Source organism: Rhodococcus sp. G6(2025) (assembly GCF_058628105.1).
In genome coordinates, this window is sequence record NZ_CP179750.1 from 4,328,645 (window position 1) to 4,345,279 (window position 16,635).

Genomic DNA, 16,635 nt, shown 5'->3' on the forward strand with positions numbered 1-16,635 from the left:
GTCTCCTTGTGGTGTGGGTTGGTCGCGGGGTCAAGCTGTGAGGACGGCGGCGCGGGAGGTTTCGACGGCCTCGCGGTACTTGCGGGCGGTGACCGGCGAGGGCGAGAGCATGACCACGCCGACCAGCCGGCTGCCCTGGTAGTAGCCGACCACAGTGCCGTCCAGGGCGGACGGATCCTGATCGACCGGCGCCGCCAGGTCCCCCTCGAGCACCGAGATGTGGTCGGCGTCGCCGGGTGAGCCGTAGCCCTGCAGCCGGAGCCCGAACTGGTCGCTCCAGAACGAAGGCAGCGGGGAGAAGGGGACGTCCGGGCCCGGCTCATCGCTCAGATGTGCGATGAGCGTGGCGGCGGCGCGTTTGGCGGTGTCGGTGGGGATGCACCAGTGTTCGATACGCCGCGGGATGTTCCCGGTGGCGGGGTCGGGGAACCGGGCGATGTCGCCGACGGCGACGACGTCGGGGCGGGATTCGACGCGCATGTGGTTGTCGCACATGACACCGTTGCCGAGGTCGAGACCGTTGCCGTCGAGCCATTCGACGTTCGGGTGCGAGCCGACCGATTCGATCAGCACGTCGGCGCCGAGCCGGGTGCCGTCGGTCAGAATCACCGCGGACAGGCGGCTGGCGTCATCGGCGCCGGCCTCCACTGCTTCGACGGATACCCCGGTGTGAACGTGCACGCCGGAGGCTTCGTGGACTCGTCGCAGTGCGTTGCCGAACTCCTCCCCGAGGGGGCGGATCATCGGGACGGCCATCGGCTCGACGATGTGCACCTCGCACCCGAGCTTGCGGGCGGTTGCTGCGGTCTCGCAGCCGATGAATCCGCCGCCGACGACGATCACCCGGGTTCCCGGTTGCAGCTCGGCGCGCAGTCCGATGGCGTCGTCGAGGGTGCGGATGACGTGTCGCCCAGACTGTGGGCCGGGCAGGTCCAGACGCCGGGGGCGCAGGCCCGTGGCGACGACCAATCCGTCGTAGTGCAGTACCTCACCGTCGGCGAGGGTGACGGTCTTGGCCGTCAGGTCGCTGGAGACGGCGGGGGATCCGAGTCGCCAGCGAACGTCGGCGATGCTCTTGCGCTGTCGGAAGGCAACCGAGGAATGCCAGTGGTCGAGGGTGGAGTTCTGTTCGTCTCGTTCGGCGGCGAGCACGTCCTTCGACAGGGGCGGGCGGTTGTACGGCATGTGCTTTTCGTCGCCGACGATGGTGACGATTCCGTCGAACTTGTTCGCGATCAGCTGTTCGGCTGCGCGGAGACCGCCCATCGATCCACCGACGATGACAACGTGCGAAGGCATCGGTTCAGCTCTCGTCGAGGAAGATCGCTTGCACGGGGCAGACGTCGGCGGCCTCTTCCACCTCGTCGCGCTGGGAGTCGTCGGGGTGCTTGTCGTACACAAGCTTCCCGTCGTCATCCATCTGGAAGACCTTGGGCGCGGCGATGGCGCACTGCCCGTGGTCCTGGCACATTCCGTAGTCGACGCGAACGTCCATTTCTTTTACCTCTCTTACCGAAAACGAAGTGATGGTGGTGCGTGTCAACCGCGCTCGAACGCGATCGGCAGGAAGATCGGGCCGGTGTTGCCGCTGAGCGGCAGCCAGGTGGCGATACCGTCGATGGTCGGGTTCTTCAGCCGCTGGGCCAGCAGGGGCAGTGCCTCGCTCATGTCGGAGCGGGCGACGAAGTGGCCGAGGCAGTGATGCGCGCCGCCACCGAAACCGAAGTGCGGCACCCGCTCCGCGGTCAGGTCGAAGGGCTCGCCCTCGATCACTCGCGGGTCGGTACCGGCGGATTCGGACAGCAGGTGGATGGTGGTGCCGGCCTTGATCTCGAGGCCCTGGTACTCGAAGTCTTCGAGCGCCTCACGGGTCACCCAGGTGACGGTCGGGTTGACGCGCATGACCTCTTCCACCGCCGCCTTGCCGAGTTCGGGGCGTTCGGCGAGCAGCTTCCACTGGTCCGGGTACTTCATGAACGTCTGCAACGCCAAGCCCAGCTGGTTGCGGGTGGTGTCCATCCCGCCGAAGATCAGCAGGACCAGCGACACGCGCAGCTCGTCGTGGCTGAGGTGTTCACCGTCGCGTTCGGCGAGGACGAGTCGGCTGACGAAGTCGTCGCCCGGGTTCTTGCGCCGGTCGGCGATCAGTTCGTCGGCGTACTCGTAGAGCCCTTCGAGTGCGGCCTCGACCTTGGCGAGGTCCTGCTTGAGTGTGACGCCCAGGGCCAGCCCGATGTCGTTGGACCAGGCGGCGATCTTCTTCCATTCACCCTCGGGGATACCGAGCATGATCGCGATGACGCGGGCCGCGTAGGGCTCGGCGAACTCGGAGGCGAAGTCGCAGCGGCCGCGCTCGTGGAATCCGTCGATCAGCTCGTTCGCAAGCGCCTGGAACCTAGGAACCAGGCCGCCGATGAGTTTCGGGGAGAAGGCGGGGTTCATCAGCCGACGCAGGCGATGGTGGTCGTCGCCTTCGAGGTTGAGCAGGGCACTCGACCACCAGTGCGCGAACGGGCCTTCGTTGACTCCGTTGTGCGCCGGCCACGCCCAGCTTCCCTGCCGCAGGCGCCGGTCCTTCATCAGCTTGCTGACCTCGTCGTACCGCAGGACGGCGAGTCCGTAGCTGGTGTGGGCGAACCAGCTGGCCTCGCGCGCCTGACGGACGGCATCGGACTGCACCGAGAAGGTGGGGTCGGCCAGGTTCAGAAACGGCGCGTCGGTCAGTTGATCAGTGGACATCGGTGGCTCCTGCGGGTTCGGGCTGCGGTTCGGGAGAAGTCGCGTGAGTGGGACTGGGGCGCTTGCGGATCGCGTCGCCGAAGGGCGCGGTTCCGTTGTTGTGGGAACGGGCGAGGACCATGTAGAGCAGGCCGGATCCGATGACCGCGGCACACAACAGGGCGACGATGTAGTTGTCGTACCAGGCGGCGTCGGGAGTGCGCGGCCAGCTGATGTTGATGATGGCGGCGACGCCGTAGACGAGGGCGCCGATGTTGACCGGCATGGCCCACTTGCCGAGCTGGTATTTCCCGTTCGGGATCCAGCCCTTGATGCGGGCCCGCAGTGCGGCGAAGACCACCATTTGGAAGGCGATGTAGATGCCGATGGCGCCGAAGCTGATCAGCTTGGTCAGGGCGTCGGTGGACACTGCCGACCCGACGATCAAGATGCCGGGGACGACGGCGGCGAACAGCAGCGCGTAGGGCGGGACGGCGCGGTGGTGGTCGAACTTCGACCAGAGCCGGCTGCCGACGATCATTCCGTCGCGGGCGTAGGAGTAGATCAACCGGCTTGCCGCCGCCTGCAGGCTCAGTGCGCAGGAGACGAACGAGATCAGCACGACGACGACGACGATCTTCGAGCCGATCGGTCCGAACGCGTCGCTGAGGATGGTCGCGACCGGATCCGGGTCGTCGCCGCTGATGACGGCGCCGAAGTCGACCACGGACAGGATCAGGCTCAGGCACACGAAGGTTGCCGCGGCGCCACCGATGTAGATGGTGCGGCGCATGGACTTCGGGATCTGAATGCCAGGATTCTTGACTTCCTCGGCGACGTCGCCGCAGGCCTCGAAACCGTAGTACTGGAAGACGCCGATCAGGCTGGCGGCGAGGAACGCGTACAGGAAGCTGTGTGAGCCTTGCGCCCCGAAGCTGTCGAAGAGAACTCCCAGGCCGTGGTGGCGTTCGGCGACCAGCAGCCAGATGCCGACGATGAGGGCGCCCACCAGTTCGGCGGCAAAGCCGAAGATCGCGGCGTAACCCAGGATCTTGGTGCCACCGAAGTTGATGACCGTGGCAAGGATCAGCACCGCGAGGGCGCAGACGATGGTGGTGGTCACCGAGGGGGTGAACCCGACCACGGTGGCGACGAACGGACCTGCACCGTAGGCGACGCCGGCGATCGTGGCGAGCAGGGCGAATAGGTACACCCAGCCGGTCATCCATGCCCACTTCCGGCCCCACAAACGGCGGGCCCAGGGGTACACACCGCCGGCGACGGGGAACTGTGCGACGACCTCGCTGAAGACCAGGGCCACCAGGAACTGGCCGACACCGGCGATCAGCAGGCTCCAGATCATCGGCGGTCCGGCAGCGACCAGCGCGATCGCGAAGACGGTGTAGATGCCGACGACCGGGGACAGATAGGTGAAGCCGAGGGAGAAGTTGGCCCACAGGCTCATGTCTCGTTTGAACTCGGACTCGAAGCCGAGGGCGGCGAGTTGGGCGTCGTCGTCGGAAATAGCGTCGTCAGGACGCTGGGGAAGTTTCTGGGACACGGGACTCGTTCTTTCGGTCGGGGGGTACCGCGGGCCGTGAGGGTTGAATGTCCGGTTTTGTGGGGCCGGTCACATCCACCCCTTAAAAATATAGAGTGATAGTTCATAGTTCAAGGCGTCAGGGTTACGATCGTGTTTAGCTCTACGACCTCAGGGGGTAAGCGGTGGCGATCGACCAGCTTGGAGGCTTGACTGCCCTCGGTGCTGTTCTTGCCCCACTCGACGGCGGTGGCCCTCGCACGGATGCCGTTGTGCAGCGCATTTCCGCAGCTATCGGGCTCGGTGTGATGGTCGACGGTGAGCAGTTGCCCCCCGAATTGGACCTCGCCGGTCAGCTCGGGGTGTCCACGGTGACCCTGCGTGAGGCGCTGGCGGTGCTCCGCAACGAGGGGCTCGTGTACACCAAGCGTGGGCGCGGCGGTGGCAGTTTCGTCAAGGCATCGGCCGACGTAGTCCAGAGCAACTCGCTGACCAGGCTGCAGCAGCTGAGCGTGGAAGAACTGCGAGACATCGGCGACGAACACTTCGCGGTCTCCGGCGCAGCCGCCGCCCTGGCGGCCCGCCGCAGCCTGACCGCCGATGTGACCCGGTTGCGGGCGCTGGTGACCAGGATGCGGGAGACGGCAGACCCCTTCGAGTGCCGACGCGCCGACAGCCGCTTCCACATCGAGGTCGCCGTGAGCTCGCAGTCCTCGCGGTTGACCCGAACCGAGGTCGGATTGCAAGCTGAGTTGTCGGCAATGATCTGGCTTCCGCAGGTAGCGGTCGATCCGGCCGCGGAAGCCAACACCCACCACGCTCTGGTGGATGCGATCGAAGTCGAGAATCCGGATCTGGCACGGGAACTGGCAGAATCACACAGCGCTGCCCATATTCGCCGGCTGATCAAATTACGTATGGAGCTGAGGAACGAATGAGTCCTGTCGATGACTCTCGGCTGCCGGCGGCGGTCGACTCGGTCGGGGAAGCGACGACGGACCTCGTCGAGCTGATCTACGGTTCGCTCGTCTCGATCGGCGACGCGTTGATCGAGCTGTGGACCAGGTTGCAGGCCGACGGAACGTCACCGCGGTCGTCGGATCTCGAGTCACTCAAGAGCGCCGTGGTCGGCGAACTCGACGCCCGGGGCCCGCTGTTCAACGGCGCGGGAGTGGTCATGGCCGACGGCAGCCTCGCCGATCGACAGCACTACCTCGAATGGTGGCGCGCAGACGGGGGCGACCGCCCCGTTTCACAGCGGCTCGTTCTCGACCTCAATCCGCGCAGTGAGTACTACTACGACTACTCCGACATGGAATGGTTCACTATTCCCCGCGATCGGAACGAGAAATGGGTCTACGGACCGTATCTCGACTACACCGGCGTCGACCTGTACGTGTGCACCTTCGCCGTGCCCATCCGGCTCGCCGACGGGACCTTCCTCGGTATTGCCGGCGCCGATGTCCCCGTGTCGAGTATCGAATCGAGGTTGTGGCCGCAGCTTCGCCTCGCGGGATCCGGCCTGGTCCTGGTCAATGCTGACGGCCGGGTCATCGTCGGCAACGATCCGGAATACATCACCGGTTCGAAGGTCGCGTCCGTGGCCCGTTCCGGCGAAGCGGTGCCGGTGCGGGCCACTCCTTGGTCGCTGGTACCGCTCCACACGGCGGACTAGACCCGACACGTGGTGGTCGGCTCGCCACGGACACAGGACGCGTCGAGCGGATACTTCGATATCGCCGTGACCCTGCCTGTCGGATCATGGTGGCGACACCATTGGCCCGCGTATTCGGACCGGGTGTAGACGACGTGAGGCCGGGCGCGCTGATCGAGCGTCGCCCGGCCTCAACCAGGGATCCAGTTGTGCTGGAGTTCCTTACACCGCGGAACCGGCTCGGTTTCGCCTTTGGGTCTCAGCGTGCGCCGTTGAACGCTGGACGAATGCGCGGAACAGGGCTGTGCGGTCCTCGGCCGATCCGTCGGTGTCCTCGGGGTGCCATTGCACACCCACGATCCATTTGCTCTCGTGTTCGACTGCCTCGACGACACCGTCGAGGCCCCGGGCGGTCACTCGCAGTCCCTCCCCGACCTCGCCGACCGCTTGGTGGTGTCCGTTGCGGACGATCACCTGGGATCGGGACAGGATCTGTTCGAGCCGAGAGCCTTCGGCGACGATCACCGTGTCGTCGAGGAACATCGGCTCCCCGTCCCCGCCCCGGTGCGGATTGTCCTCCCCCAGATCCGGGATCAGTGTTCCACCGCAGGCGAGGTTGATCATCTGGGAGCCGCGGCAGATGCCGAGCATCGGTGCCTCGAGCTTGAACCCGAGGTCGATCGCAGAGAGGGTGCGTTCATCGGTTCCGCGGTCGACGCCGTAGAGGTTGCCGACGTACTCGGTGTGCCCGTAGAGGGTGGGATCGACATCTCCCCCACCGAGCAGCATCACCCCGTCGGTCTCCTCGTCGATGGAGAAGGGTGCGTCGCGGGAGATGTCGATGACGGTGACCCGAGCTCCCAGCTCCACCAGCGTGGTCAGCGCAGAGCTGGTGAAACGCACGATCAGGTCGCGGGTCTCGGTCGTCAGGCCGGGAAAGTTCAGAGGCACCACAACGGTGATCAGTGGGCCCATCCCCTGCTGGGCCCCGTCGGGGAGCACATCGGTGAGCGTGACCGGATCGATGTTCATGCGCGAATCTCCTGACCGCTTCCGAGACGTGGTGGCGCACTGCGGTATTGCACCGGTGTGCGGGACAGGGAGATCGGGTTGGCAACCTGGGGGGTGCTGCTGCCGGGGACGTCGACGACGGTGTCGAGGCCGAGGTGCTTGGCGAAGTCGAATGCTTCGGCGATGTCGTTGATCGGCCCGGCGGGCACTCCCCGGGCGCTCAGGGTGTGGAACCAATGGTCGGCGCCATGGGCCGCGAAGCGGGCGCTGACGACGTCGAACAGTTGCGCTCGGTGGGCCACCCGTGCGGTGTTGGTCTCGAATCTCTCGTCGGTCGCCAGTTCCGGGACACCGAGGGCGGCGCAGAGCTGGGTGAATTGTTTGTCGTTGCCGACGGCGAGCGCGATCGGGCGGTCGGCGGTCGGGAAGACCTCGTACGGGGCGATGCTGGGATGCCGATTGCCCAGAATCGTGGGGATCTTGTCGGCACCGAGGTAGCCGGACGCCTGGTTGACCAGCGACGACAGCAGTACTGAGAGCAGGTTGGTGTCGACGCGCTGGCCTTCACCGGTCGCGGTGCGGTGATGCAGGGCAGCGAGAATGCCGGTTGAGGCATGCAGCCCGGTGAGCACGTCGACCAGAGCGACACCGACCTTGGTCGGGGCGCCCGGTTCGGGGCCGGTCATGCTCATCAGGCCGCCGACCGCCTGGACGAGCAGGTCGTAGCCGGACAGCGCGGCGCCGCCCTGATTGCCGAACCCGGTGATCGAGCAATAGATCAGGTCCGGCTTGACCTCTCGCAGGTCGTCATAGCCGAGGCCGAGCCGCTCCATGGTCCCGGCCCGGAAGTTTTCGACCACGACATCGGCGCGGCGGACCAGATCGCGGGCGCGGGCGCGGTCGTCATCGTTGCCCAGGTCCAGCACCACCGAGGTCTTGTTGCGGTTGACCGAGTTGAAGTAGGTGGCGTTGCCTTCGTGGTCGAAGGGCGGGCCCCACGCGCGGGTGTCGTCGCCGGTGCCCGGGCGTTCGATCTTGATGATCTCGGCGCCGAGGTCGCCGAGGAGCATCGTGGCGTAGGGGCCGGCGAGGACCCGGCTGAAGTCGGCGACGACGATGCCGTCGAGTGCGCCGGGGCTCATATCCGGGCCTGCCCGCCGCGCAGGTACACCGTGGTGGTGTGGGTGAAGAATTCCCGGGCCGAGCGGCCCTGTTCCTTCGGACCGTATCCGCTCTTCTTCGCCCCGCCGAACGGGACGTGGGGGTCGGCGCCGGCGGATTCGGAGTTGATGTGCAAGATGCCGACATCGATGTCGTCGATGGCGTCCAGTGTGCGGGTGAGGTCCTGGGTGAAGATGGCGGCGGAGAGACCGAATTCGCTGTCGTTCGCCAGGGCGAAGGCCTCGTCGACGGTGCGTACTCGCCGGACCGCCAGTACGGGGCCGAACAGTTCCTCCCGCCAGACGTCGGGCGACTGCGAAGGCAGCTCGAGGATGGTCGGGGGAACGAAAAACCCTGTTGCCAAGGTGCCCTCGGCGTATGCGTGGCCGCCGGCGATGCGCCGCGCGCCCTGTTCGAAGGCGCGATCGATGCCCGCTTGGATCGAGGTGCGGGCGGCGGCGTTCACCACCGGTCCCATCTCGGTGCCGTCCTGAACGGGGTTGCCGACGTTCATCGCGTCGGCGCGTTTGCCGAGTTCGGCGAGGAAGTCCTCGGCGATGTCGTCGGTGACGATCAGCCGGGAGGTGGCGGTGCATTTCTGTCCGGTCGAGCGGAAGGCCCCGAACATCACCTGTTCGGCGGCCAGTTCGAGATCGGCGTCGCCGAGGACGACGGCGGCGTTCTTGCCGCCCATCTCCGCCTGCACCGGGGCCCCGCGGGCGGCGGCGGCGGCGGCGATCTTGCGGCCGACCCCGGTGGAGCCGGTGAAGGTGATCGCGTCGATGCCGGGGTGTTCGACGATGCCGTTTCCGACAGCGCCGTTGCCGATCACCAGGTTCAGCACACCGTCGGGCAGGCCCGCGTCGGTGAGGGCTTGGGCCAGGCGCATCGCCAGGAGCGGCACGGTGCTGGCCGGTTTCCAGACCACGGTGTTGCCGTAGGTCAGGGCCGGGGCGATCTTCCAGGTCGGGATGGCGATCGGGAAGTTGAAGGGGGTGATCACACCGACGACGCCGATGGGTTTGCGGGTGACCAGGATGCGTTCACCGCGTCGCGGCGAGGAGAAGACCTCGCCTGCGTCGCGGTCGGCGTCGTTGCCGTAGTAGCGCAGGATCTGGGCCGCGCGCAGTACCTCGCCGATGCCTTCGGGCTTGGTTTTGCCTTCTTCGCGGGCGAGTTCGGTGCCCCAGTCCGGGGCGGCGCTCTCCACGATGGCCGCGGCACGCACGAGGATCGCGCCCCGCTCGTGCGCGGGGGTGCGCGCCCACTCTCGCTTGACCCGTTGGGCTGCCGCGACGGCGCCGTCGAGCTCAGCTGTCTCGGCCAGTCGACCCTGGGCGACGACGACGTTCGGCTCGGCCGGACTGGTGCTGGCGATGGTGTCGCCGGCGCCGTCGAGCCATTGTCCGTCGACGAGATGGCGCAGTTGCGCGGGTGTGGTCATGTCGATTTCACCTCTGGTGCGGGATTGTTTTGCGAGAGTGGGCGGGCCGGTCAGCGGAAGGCTGCTTGCCCGGTGAGGGCCTTGCCGATCGAGAGCATGTGCATCTCGCTGGTGCCCTCGTAGGTAAGGACAGACTCGAGGTTGTTGGCGTGCCGCAGCGGCGGGTATTCGAGGGTGATGCCGCTGCCGCCGAGCACCGTGCGGCACTCGCGGGCGATGGCGATGGACTCGCGGACGTTGTTGAGCTTGCCGAGGCTGATCTGCTCCGGCAGTACTCCGCCGTTGTCCTTCATCCGGCCCAGGTGCAGTGCCAGCAGCAGGCCCTTACCGAGCTCGAGGGTCATGTTGGCGAACTTCTCCTGGGTGAGCTGGAAGCTCGAGAGCGGCTTGTCGAACACCTCGCGGGAGCCGGCGTAGTCGATCGCGGCTTCGAGGCTGTCCCGAGCCGCACCGAGGGCCCCGAACACGATGCCGAAGCGGGCCTCGTTCAGGCACGACAGCGGTGCGCTCAGGCCGCGGGCCTCGGGCAGCTGTGCGGACTCGGGGAGCCGCACGTTGTCGAGCACGAGTTCGGAGGTCACCGAGGCGCGCAGCGACAGCTTCTTGTGGATATTGTTGGCGGTGAATCCCTTCGTGTCGGTCGGCACCAGGAATCCGCGGACACCCTCATCGGTCTGCGCCCAGATCGTGGCGACGTCCGCGAGGCCGCCGTTGGTGATCCACATCTTGGTGCCGTTGAGCACCCAGTCGCTGCCGTCGCGGCGGGCCCGGGTGCGCATGCCGGCGGGGTTGGAGCCGAAGTCGGGCTCGGTCAGACCGAAGCAGCCGATCGCCTCGCCGGCGGCCAGTCGCGGCAGCCACTCCTGCTTCTGCTCTTCCGAGCCGTAGCGGTAGATCGAGAACATCGATAGCGAGCCCTGTACCGAGACGAAGCTGCGGAAGCCGCTGTCCCCGGCTTCGAGCTCGAGGCAGGCGAGGCCGTAGCTGACGGCATTGGTTCCGGCGCAGCCGTATCCGTCCAGGTGCATACCCAGCACACCGAGCTGCCCGAACTCCTTGGCCAGTTCCTTCGGAAGCGTGGCGGATTCGAACCAGTCTTCGACATTCGGCTTCAGACGGGTGTCGACGAACTTGCGCACTGTGGCGGCGATGTCGCGTTCGTCCTTGTCGAGGAGGTGGTCGGTGCCGAACAGCTCGAGGGGGCGCAGCGGGCCGGTCTTCCGGGGCGCGGTCAAGGTGGTCATGGGATGGTGTTCCTTCTTCGGGTGCGGGGTACTACAAAGCGGCGAACGCGTCGCGGAGAACCGAGAAGCCTTCGAGGAGGAGTTCGTCCGAGATCGACAGCGGGGGAAGGAAGCGCAGGACGTTGCCGAAGGTGCCCGCGGTCAGGGTGAGCAGGCCGTGGGCGAGGCAGTACCGGTTGATCGCGGCGACGGCCTCACGGTTGGGGGTCTTGGTGCCGGGCTGGACGAGCTCGATCGCCACCATGGCGCCGCGGCCGCGGATGTCTCCGATGATGTCGGTGGTGGCGGCGATGTCGCGCAGTTCGCGGAACATGAGGTCGCCGATGGTCTGCGCCCGCTCGAGCAGGTGGTCTTCCTCGATGGTCTCGAAGACGCCGAGCGCGGCTTCGCAGGCGGCGGGGTTGCCGCTGTAGGTGCCGCCGATCCCGCCGGCGTGCGCGGTGTCCATGATGTCGGCGCGACCGGTGACCGCGGCGAGCGGCATCCCGCCGGCCAGGCCCTTCGCGGTCACGACCAGGTCGGGCACGACGCCCTCGTGCTCGGAGGCGAACCAGGTACCGGTGCGGGCGATGCCGGCCTGCACCTCGTCCGCGACGAACAGGATCCCGCGGTCCCGGCAGAAGTCCGCGATCCGCCGCAGGAAGCCCTCGGCGGGGACGATGAATCCGCCCTCGCCCTGGATCGGTTCGACCACGACGCAGGCCACCGCGTCGGCGCCGATCTGCGAATCGACGAGCATCTCGAACTGGGTGAACGCCTCGTCGGCCGCGTTCTCGGCGCCGCTCGGCCACCGGTACGGGTAGGCCATCGGTGCGCGGTACACCTCGGGCGCGAACGGGCCGAAGGTGCTCTTGTACGGCTGGTTCTTCGCCGTCATCGTCATCGTCATCAGGGTGCGGCCGTGGAACGCGTGATCGAAGGTGACCACCGCGGGCCGGCCGGTGGCCGCCCGCGCGTACTTGACGGCGTTCTCCACCGCCTCGCTGCCGGTGTTGAACAACGCGGTGCGCTTCTCGTGATCACCGGGGGTGAGCCGGTTGAGCGCCTCGGCCACCGCGATGTACGGCTCGTACGGGATGGCGAGGAAACAGGTGTGCGTGTACTTCGCCAGCTGCCGGGAAGCCCGCTCGACCACCCGCGGGGCGGCGTTGCCGACGGTGGTCACGGCGATACCGCTGCCGAAGTCGATGAACGAGTTGCCGTCGACGTCGACGAGCACTCCCCCGCCGGCGGCCTCGGTGTAGATGCCCGCGCCGCTGGTCAACCCCGCCGGAAGGGCGGCGGATCGGCGGGCAGCGAGTTCCTCGGAGCGGGGTCCGGGTACCTCGGTGACGATGCGGCGTACCTGCTCGAGCTGCGGTCCGCCGACGGGTGTGTGCACAGCAGTCATGTCGTGTCCTTCAGTCGGGTTACCGAGGACTGTATGAGCGACACCACACCGACGAACATGGCCGAGTTGTACAAATCGGAGCGAGCGATTGTCCCAGTGGGCTAACTCGGTTTTGGCGCCGCTCGCCGCACACTTGCAGCATCGACCGAGTTGGAAGGAAGCTGCAATGGGCAATGGCGCCTCAACGGCAGATCAACTGACCTCACCACTGGCTGTGGACGTCAACGAAGCGATCGGACGGCTGTTGCTCACCAGCAGCGACCGCTCCGACACACCGCGAATGGTCTTCCTGTGCGACCTCGCTCGCGATGGCACCGTCGAAGCGGTGATCCTCTGGCCCGGGACGACGCCGCTGCTGGCCGACGTCGCCACGATGTTCGAGCACTTCGGGCTCCGTGTCGCCGACCGGGAGACATTGCCGCTTCTTGCGGATCTGTCCGGCAGTGCGGCGTTGCACAAGTTCACTTTTCGGGCGCCGCAGGTGTGGCAGAGCCGGTCACTGAGCCTGGTGTCGGAGGCATTCGAAGCGCATGCGCTGCACGGGTTCGAGATCGACGACTACGCGAAGCTGATCCTCACGGCCGGGTTGTCCTGGCGCGACATCGTGCTCGTCCGCGCGGCCAGCCGGTTCGTCCGCCAGGCCGGACTGGGGTTGTCCGAGCACTATGTCACCGACACCCTGCTGCGGCACACCGAGTTCGCCGAGTCCCTCGTGCGCTACTTCGGGGCACGGTTCGATCCCGAGCTGGACGACCGGGATGCGGTGATCGCCGATGCCGCTGCCGGCGTGCACGAACACCTCGATGCGGCAACGACCTTGGACGAAGACCGGATCATGCGGTCGCTGGAGTCGTTTGTCACCGCATGCCTGCGCACCAACTGGTACCAACTCGACGGTGCCGGCACCCCGAAGCCGTACTCCTCGTTCAAGCTGGACTCGAGCAAACTCGCGCTGACCGGACCGGTCGTTCCCTACCGGGAGATCTACGTCTACGCCAACGATGTCGAGGGCATCCATCTGCGCAGCGGGGCCGTCGCGCGCGGTGGGCTGCGGTTCTCCGACCGCCCCGAGGACTACCGCACCGAAGTGCTGGGATTGATGAAGACCCAGACGGTGAAGAACTCCCCGATCGTCCCGGTCGGGGCCAAGGGTGCCTTCGTTCGCAAGAACCCGGATATCAGCCCCGCAGAGGCGTATACGACGTTCATCCGCGGCCTGTTGGATGTCACCGACAACATCGTCGATGGTCGCACCGTCGCACCGCAGCGCACTGTCACCTACGACGGCCCCGACACCTACCTCGTGGTGGCCGCCGATAAGGGAACCGCGTCGTTTTCGGACCTAGCCAACAACATTGCCCTCGACGCCGGGTACTGGCTCGGTGACGCGTTCGCCTCCGGCGGCTCGAGTGGGTACGACCACAAGGCGATGGGCATCACCGCGCGCGGAGCCTGGGTCTCGGTGCGCCGGCACTTCGACGATATCGGCGTGGATGTGGACGCCGATCCCATCTCTGTCGTCGGGATCGGCGACATGTCCGGTGATGTGTTCGGCAACGGGATGTTGTTGTCGGGCTCTCTCAAGCTGGTCGCCGCGTTCGACCATCGGCACATTTTCATCGACCCTGACCCGGATCCGGCACGCTCGTTCGCCGAGCGCCAACGCCTGTTCGCCCTCCCCGGAACCACGTGGGATCACTACGACCGCGGCGCCCTGTCTCCCGGCGCCGGCATCTGGCCGCGCACCGCCAAACGGATCTCGCTCTCGCCCCAAGCCCAGGAATTACTCGGTGTGCAGCAGAATATGATCTCACCGAACGACCTGATCAAGGCAATCCTGACCGTCCGTGTCGACCTGTTGTGGAACGGCGGAATCGGCACATACGTCAAAGGGTCCACCGAAACCCACTCCGACGCCGCCGATCCGGTCAACGACTCGGTGCGAGTGGATGCCGCGCAGCTGCACGCCTCGGTAATCGGGGAGGGCGGCAACCTCGGTCTCACCCAGCGGGCACGCATCGAGTACGCGCTCGGAGGCGGCCGCATCAATGCCGACTTCATCGATAACGCTGCCGGTGTCGCCACTTCAGACCTCGAGGTCAACCTCAAGATCGCACTCGATGTCGCCGTACACAGCGGGCGAATCAAGCACTCCGAACGCAACGCCCTCCTGTCCGCCTCCCGCCCGGATGTCGCCGATGCGGTGCTCTGCAACAGCGAAAGCCAGACGTTGGCCATCAGTCTCGCCGCCTCGCAGGCACCGCAACTGTTGAACCGTCACGAGCGGCTCATCGACAATCTCGAACACAACAACGGCATCAACCGTGCCACCGAGGTACTACCGACGAAGAAAGAGTTGGTATCGCGGACGCAGGCCGGGCTCGGGCTCACCCGCCCCGAGATCGCGGTCCTGCTCGCCCAGTCGAAGAACGTCGTGCAACAGGACCTGCTCAATTCCTCGGTTCCCGACGAACCGGTCTTCGCATCCGCCTTGTCGGCGTATTTCCCACCCCAGATCCGGGAGCAGCTCTCCCAGGAAATCCGTGACCATCGGTTGGCCCGGGAGATCGTGGCGACGAAGATTGCCGACGACCTGATCAACCACGTCGGCCCCGGCCTGATCTACCAGCTCGACGAACGCCTGGGCGTCAAAACCCCGGCCGTCGCACGGGCCTACGCTGTGGTCCGGGCCGTGTTCGACGTCGACGAGCTCTGGACGGATGCCGAACAGCGCACCGACGTCACCGCCGTCGAGCGTTGGAATCTTCTGCACACCCTGCAGCACTTCATCGAGCACACCGCCTCGTGGATTCTGCGCCGCCGGCCCGCACCGTTGGATGTCGAGTCGGAGATCGCCCGGTACCGTCCCAGCGTTCGCGAGTTGTTAGCCAGTCGTCCCCGCCCGACCACGATCGCCGAGACCACCGAGCGGCTGCGGTTCCTCGGCGAGGTCTTCGACCTGATCGAGACTGCCCAGCATCGCGGCTGCCCCGTCGAGACGGCTGCGGCCATTCACACCCGGTCGGATTCCGAACTCGGACTGACCTGGTTGACCGGCCGGCTCGACGATCACGTCACCACAAACTGGTGGGATGCGATGGCCGCCGCCACCGTGCGCGACGACCTGGCCGAGCGGCACCACGAGCTGGTCGGGGCAATCCTCGACCTCGACACGGGCGGCGAGGACCAGATCCGCGTGTGGCAGGCCCGGGCGGCCGACGCCATCAGCCGCTTCTCCCGAATGACCGCCGAACTCCGACGCGACGGCGTGGTGGACGTCTCCCGCGCCTGCACCGCCAGCGCCGAGCTGAAGCTGCTGGTCCGGAGCACCGGTGTCGGCGGGGCCGAGGACACCGCTGCATGAGCGAGCCCGTTTTGCTGAGCATCGGTGTTCTGCTCGGCGATGGGATCGGGCCCGAGGTCGTGCCCGCGGCTGCGAGCGTCATCGATGCGGCGGTGGCGGTGCACCCCGAGGTGGCGATTACCTGGCAGCGGTTGCCGATCGGCCACGAGGCCATCGCCACATATGGGGAACCGATACCCCCGACGACACTGGCCGCCCTCGACGACCTCGATGCATGGATCCTCGGTCCACACGACAGCGCCTCCTACCCGCAGCCGTGGCGCAGCCAGCTCACCCCCGGTGGCACCATCCGCAAACGGTTCGACATGTTCGCCAACATCCGCCCGGCTCGGGCCCTGACCGGAACCACCGCGGTGTCACCGACGATGGACCTGGTCGTGGTGCGCGAGAACACCGAGGGTCTTTACGCCGACCGGAACATGCACGTCGGGTCCGGTGAGTTCATGCCCACCCCAGATGTCGCGATGGCGGTCGGTGTCGTCACTCGCCGTGCGTGCGAGCGGATCGCCCACGAGGCGTTCCGCATCGCCCGCAGCCGCCGGCGTTCGGTGACGATCGCGCACAAGGCCAACGTGCTGACCATGACCACGGGACTGTTCCGCGACGTCTGCCTCGAGGTCGCAGAACAGTACCCCGAGGTTTCCGTCGACCATCAGCACATCGACGCGCTCGCCGCCCACCTCGTCCGGCGCGGAGACAGTTTCGATGTGATCGTTGCCGAGAACATGTTTGGCGACCTCCTGTCCGACCTGACCGGGGAACTGGCCGGCTCGATCGGGATCGCTCCCTCACTGAACTCCTCGGAAACGCGGGCCATGGCCCAAGCCGCGCATGGCGCCGCACCCGATACCGCCGGGCTCGGTATTGCGAACCCGATCGCGACGATCCTCTCCTCAATGATGCTGCTGCGCTGGCTGAGCATCAAGCATGACCGTTCCGTCTGCGCCGAGATTGCGTCGACGATCGAGGATGCTGCATCACCCGGCAAACATCGTGTCACCGTGAACCGCACGGCGTCGTAGGGTCGATTCTCCCGAGCCGACCGGTGTCCTCTACGTGAATGACACTGCAAACCAGCAGAAGTGAGTCCGCGACGGCGACGAACCGAA

13 protein-coding genes are annotated in these 16,635 nt (G+C 66.6%); 4 read left to right on the forward strand and 9 right to left on the reverse strand.

Annotated features, from left to right (window positions below; translation table 11 throughout):
- Window positions 1–30: 30 nt before the first annotated feature.
- From ACLIVD_RS19795 to ACLIVD_RS19810, 4 genes are read right to left on the reverse strand one after another with little or no spacing between them, the layout of a single operon-like run.
- The gene (locus ACLIVD_RS19795) at window positions 31–1,299 is read right to left on the reverse strand and encodes an NAD(P)/FAD-dependent oxidoreductase (RefSeq protein ID WP_491930494.1); all 1,269 of its coding nucleotides are present in this window, start codon (window positions 1,297–1,299) and stop codon (window positions 31–33) included.
- A gap of 4 nt (window positions 1,300–1,303) precedes the next feature.
- A complete protein-coding gene (locus tag ACLIVD_RS19800; protein ID WP_164060960.1) occupies window positions 1,304–1,495 on the reverse strand; it encodes a ferredoxin in 192 nt (63 codons plus the stop codon).
- A gap of 44 nt (window positions 1,496–1,539) precedes the next feature.
- Window positions 1,540–2,739: a cytochrome P450 gene (locus ACLIVD_RS19805; protein ID WP_283353204.1), complete on the reverse strand. Its 1,200-nt coding sequence runs from the start codon at window positions 2,737–2,739 to the stop codon at window positions 1,540–1,542.
- On the reverse strand, window positions 2,729–4,279 hold the full coding sequence (locus ACLIVD_RS19810) for an APC family permease (RefSeq protein WP_283353205.1): 1,551 nt from the start codon (window positions 4,277–4,279) through the stop codon (window positions 2,729–2,731). Before ACLIVD_RS19810 ends, ACLIVD_RS19805 begins: the two co-directional genes overlap by 11 nt.
- Before the next feature lie 251 nt (window positions 4,280–4,530).
- Here ACLIVD_RS19810 and ACLIVD_RS19815 point away from each other — a divergent pair, with 251 nt between their 5' ends.
- Both ACLIVD_RS19815 and ACLIVD_RS19820 read left to right on the forward strand, forming a co-directional pair.
- Window positions 4,531–5,196, forward strand: a complete 666-nt coding sequence (locus ACLIVD_RS19815) for a FadR/GntR family transcriptional regulator (protein WP_283353206.1) — start codon at window positions 4,531–4,533, stop codon at window positions 5,194–5,196.
- On the forward strand, window positions 5,193–5,933 hold the full coding sequence (locus tag ACLIVD_RS19820) for a cache domain-containing protein (protein WP_491930495.1): 741 nt from the start codon (window positions 5,193–5,195) through the stop codon (window positions 5,931–5,933). The genes ACLIVD_RS19815 and ACLIVD_RS19820 overlap by 4 nt, the downstream gene beginning before the upstream one ends.
- Window positions 5,934–6,134: 201 nt before the next feature.
- Here ACLIVD_RS19820 and ACLIVD_RS19825 read toward each other — a convergent pair whose 3' ends face one another.
- The 5 genes from ACLIVD_RS19825 to gabT are packed head-to-tail and all read right to left on the reverse strand — an operon-like array spanning window position 6,135 to window position 12,162.
- Complete coding sequence (locus tag ACLIVD_RS19825) at window positions 6,135–6,944, reverse strand: gamma-glutamyl-gamma-aminobutyrate hydrolase family protein (protein WP_491930496.1); 810 nt, start codon at window positions 6,942–6,944, stop codon at window positions 6,135–6,137.
- Window positions 6,941–8,065, reverse strand: a complete 1,125-nt coding sequence (locus tag ACLIVD_RS19830) for a CaiB/BaiF CoA transferase family protein (RefSeq protein ID WP_283353209.1) — start codon at window positions 8,063–8,065, stop codon at window positions 6,941–6,943. Before ACLIVD_RS19830 ends, ACLIVD_RS19825 begins: the two co-directional genes overlap by 4 nt.
- Window positions 8,062–9,528 (reverse strand): aldehyde dehydrogenase family protein, encoded by a 1,467-nt coding sequence (locus tag ACLIVD_RS19835; RefSeq protein ID WP_491930497.1) that lies wholly within the window; start codon window positions 9,526–9,528, stop codon window positions 8,062–8,064. The genes ACLIVD_RS19830 and ACLIVD_RS19835 overlap by 4 nt, the downstream gene beginning before the upstream one ends.
- Window positions 9,529–9,578: 50 nt before the next feature.
- The gene (locus ACLIVD_RS19840) at window positions 9,579–10,772 is read right to left on the reverse strand and encodes an acyl-CoA dehydrogenase family protein (RefSeq protein ID WP_283353211.1); all 1,194 of its coding nucleotides are present in this window, start codon (window positions 10,770–10,772) and stop codon (window positions 9,579–9,581) included.
- 31 nt (window positions 10,773–10,803) lie between these two features.
- Window positions 10,804–12,162, reverse strand: coding sequence for a 4-aminobutyrate--2-oxoglutarate transaminase (gene gabT / locus ACLIVD_RS19845; protein WP_280784202.1), 1,359 nt, complete (start codon window positions 12,160–12,162; stop codon window positions 10,804–10,806).
- Between the two features lie 166 nt (window positions 12,163–12,328).
- On the opposite strand from gabT, the gene ACLIVD_RS19850 reads away from it, so the two are divergent.
- Window positions 12,329–15,526, forward strand: coding sequence for an NAD-glutamate dehydrogenase domain-containing protein (locus ACLIVD_RS19850; RefSeq protein ID WP_491930498.1), 3,198 nt, complete (start codon window positions 12,329–12,331; stop codon window positions 15,524–15,526).
- On the forward strand, window positions 15,523–16,548 hold the full coding sequence (locus tag ACLIVD_RS19855) for an isocitrate/isopropylmalate dehydrogenase family protein (RefSeq protein WP_283334133.1): 1,026 nt from the start codon (window positions 15,523–15,525) through the stop codon (window positions 16,546–16,548). The genes ACLIVD_RS19850 and ACLIVD_RS19855 overlap by 4 nt, the downstream gene beginning before the upstream one ends.
- Window positions 16,549–16,635: the final 87 nt, after the last annotated feature.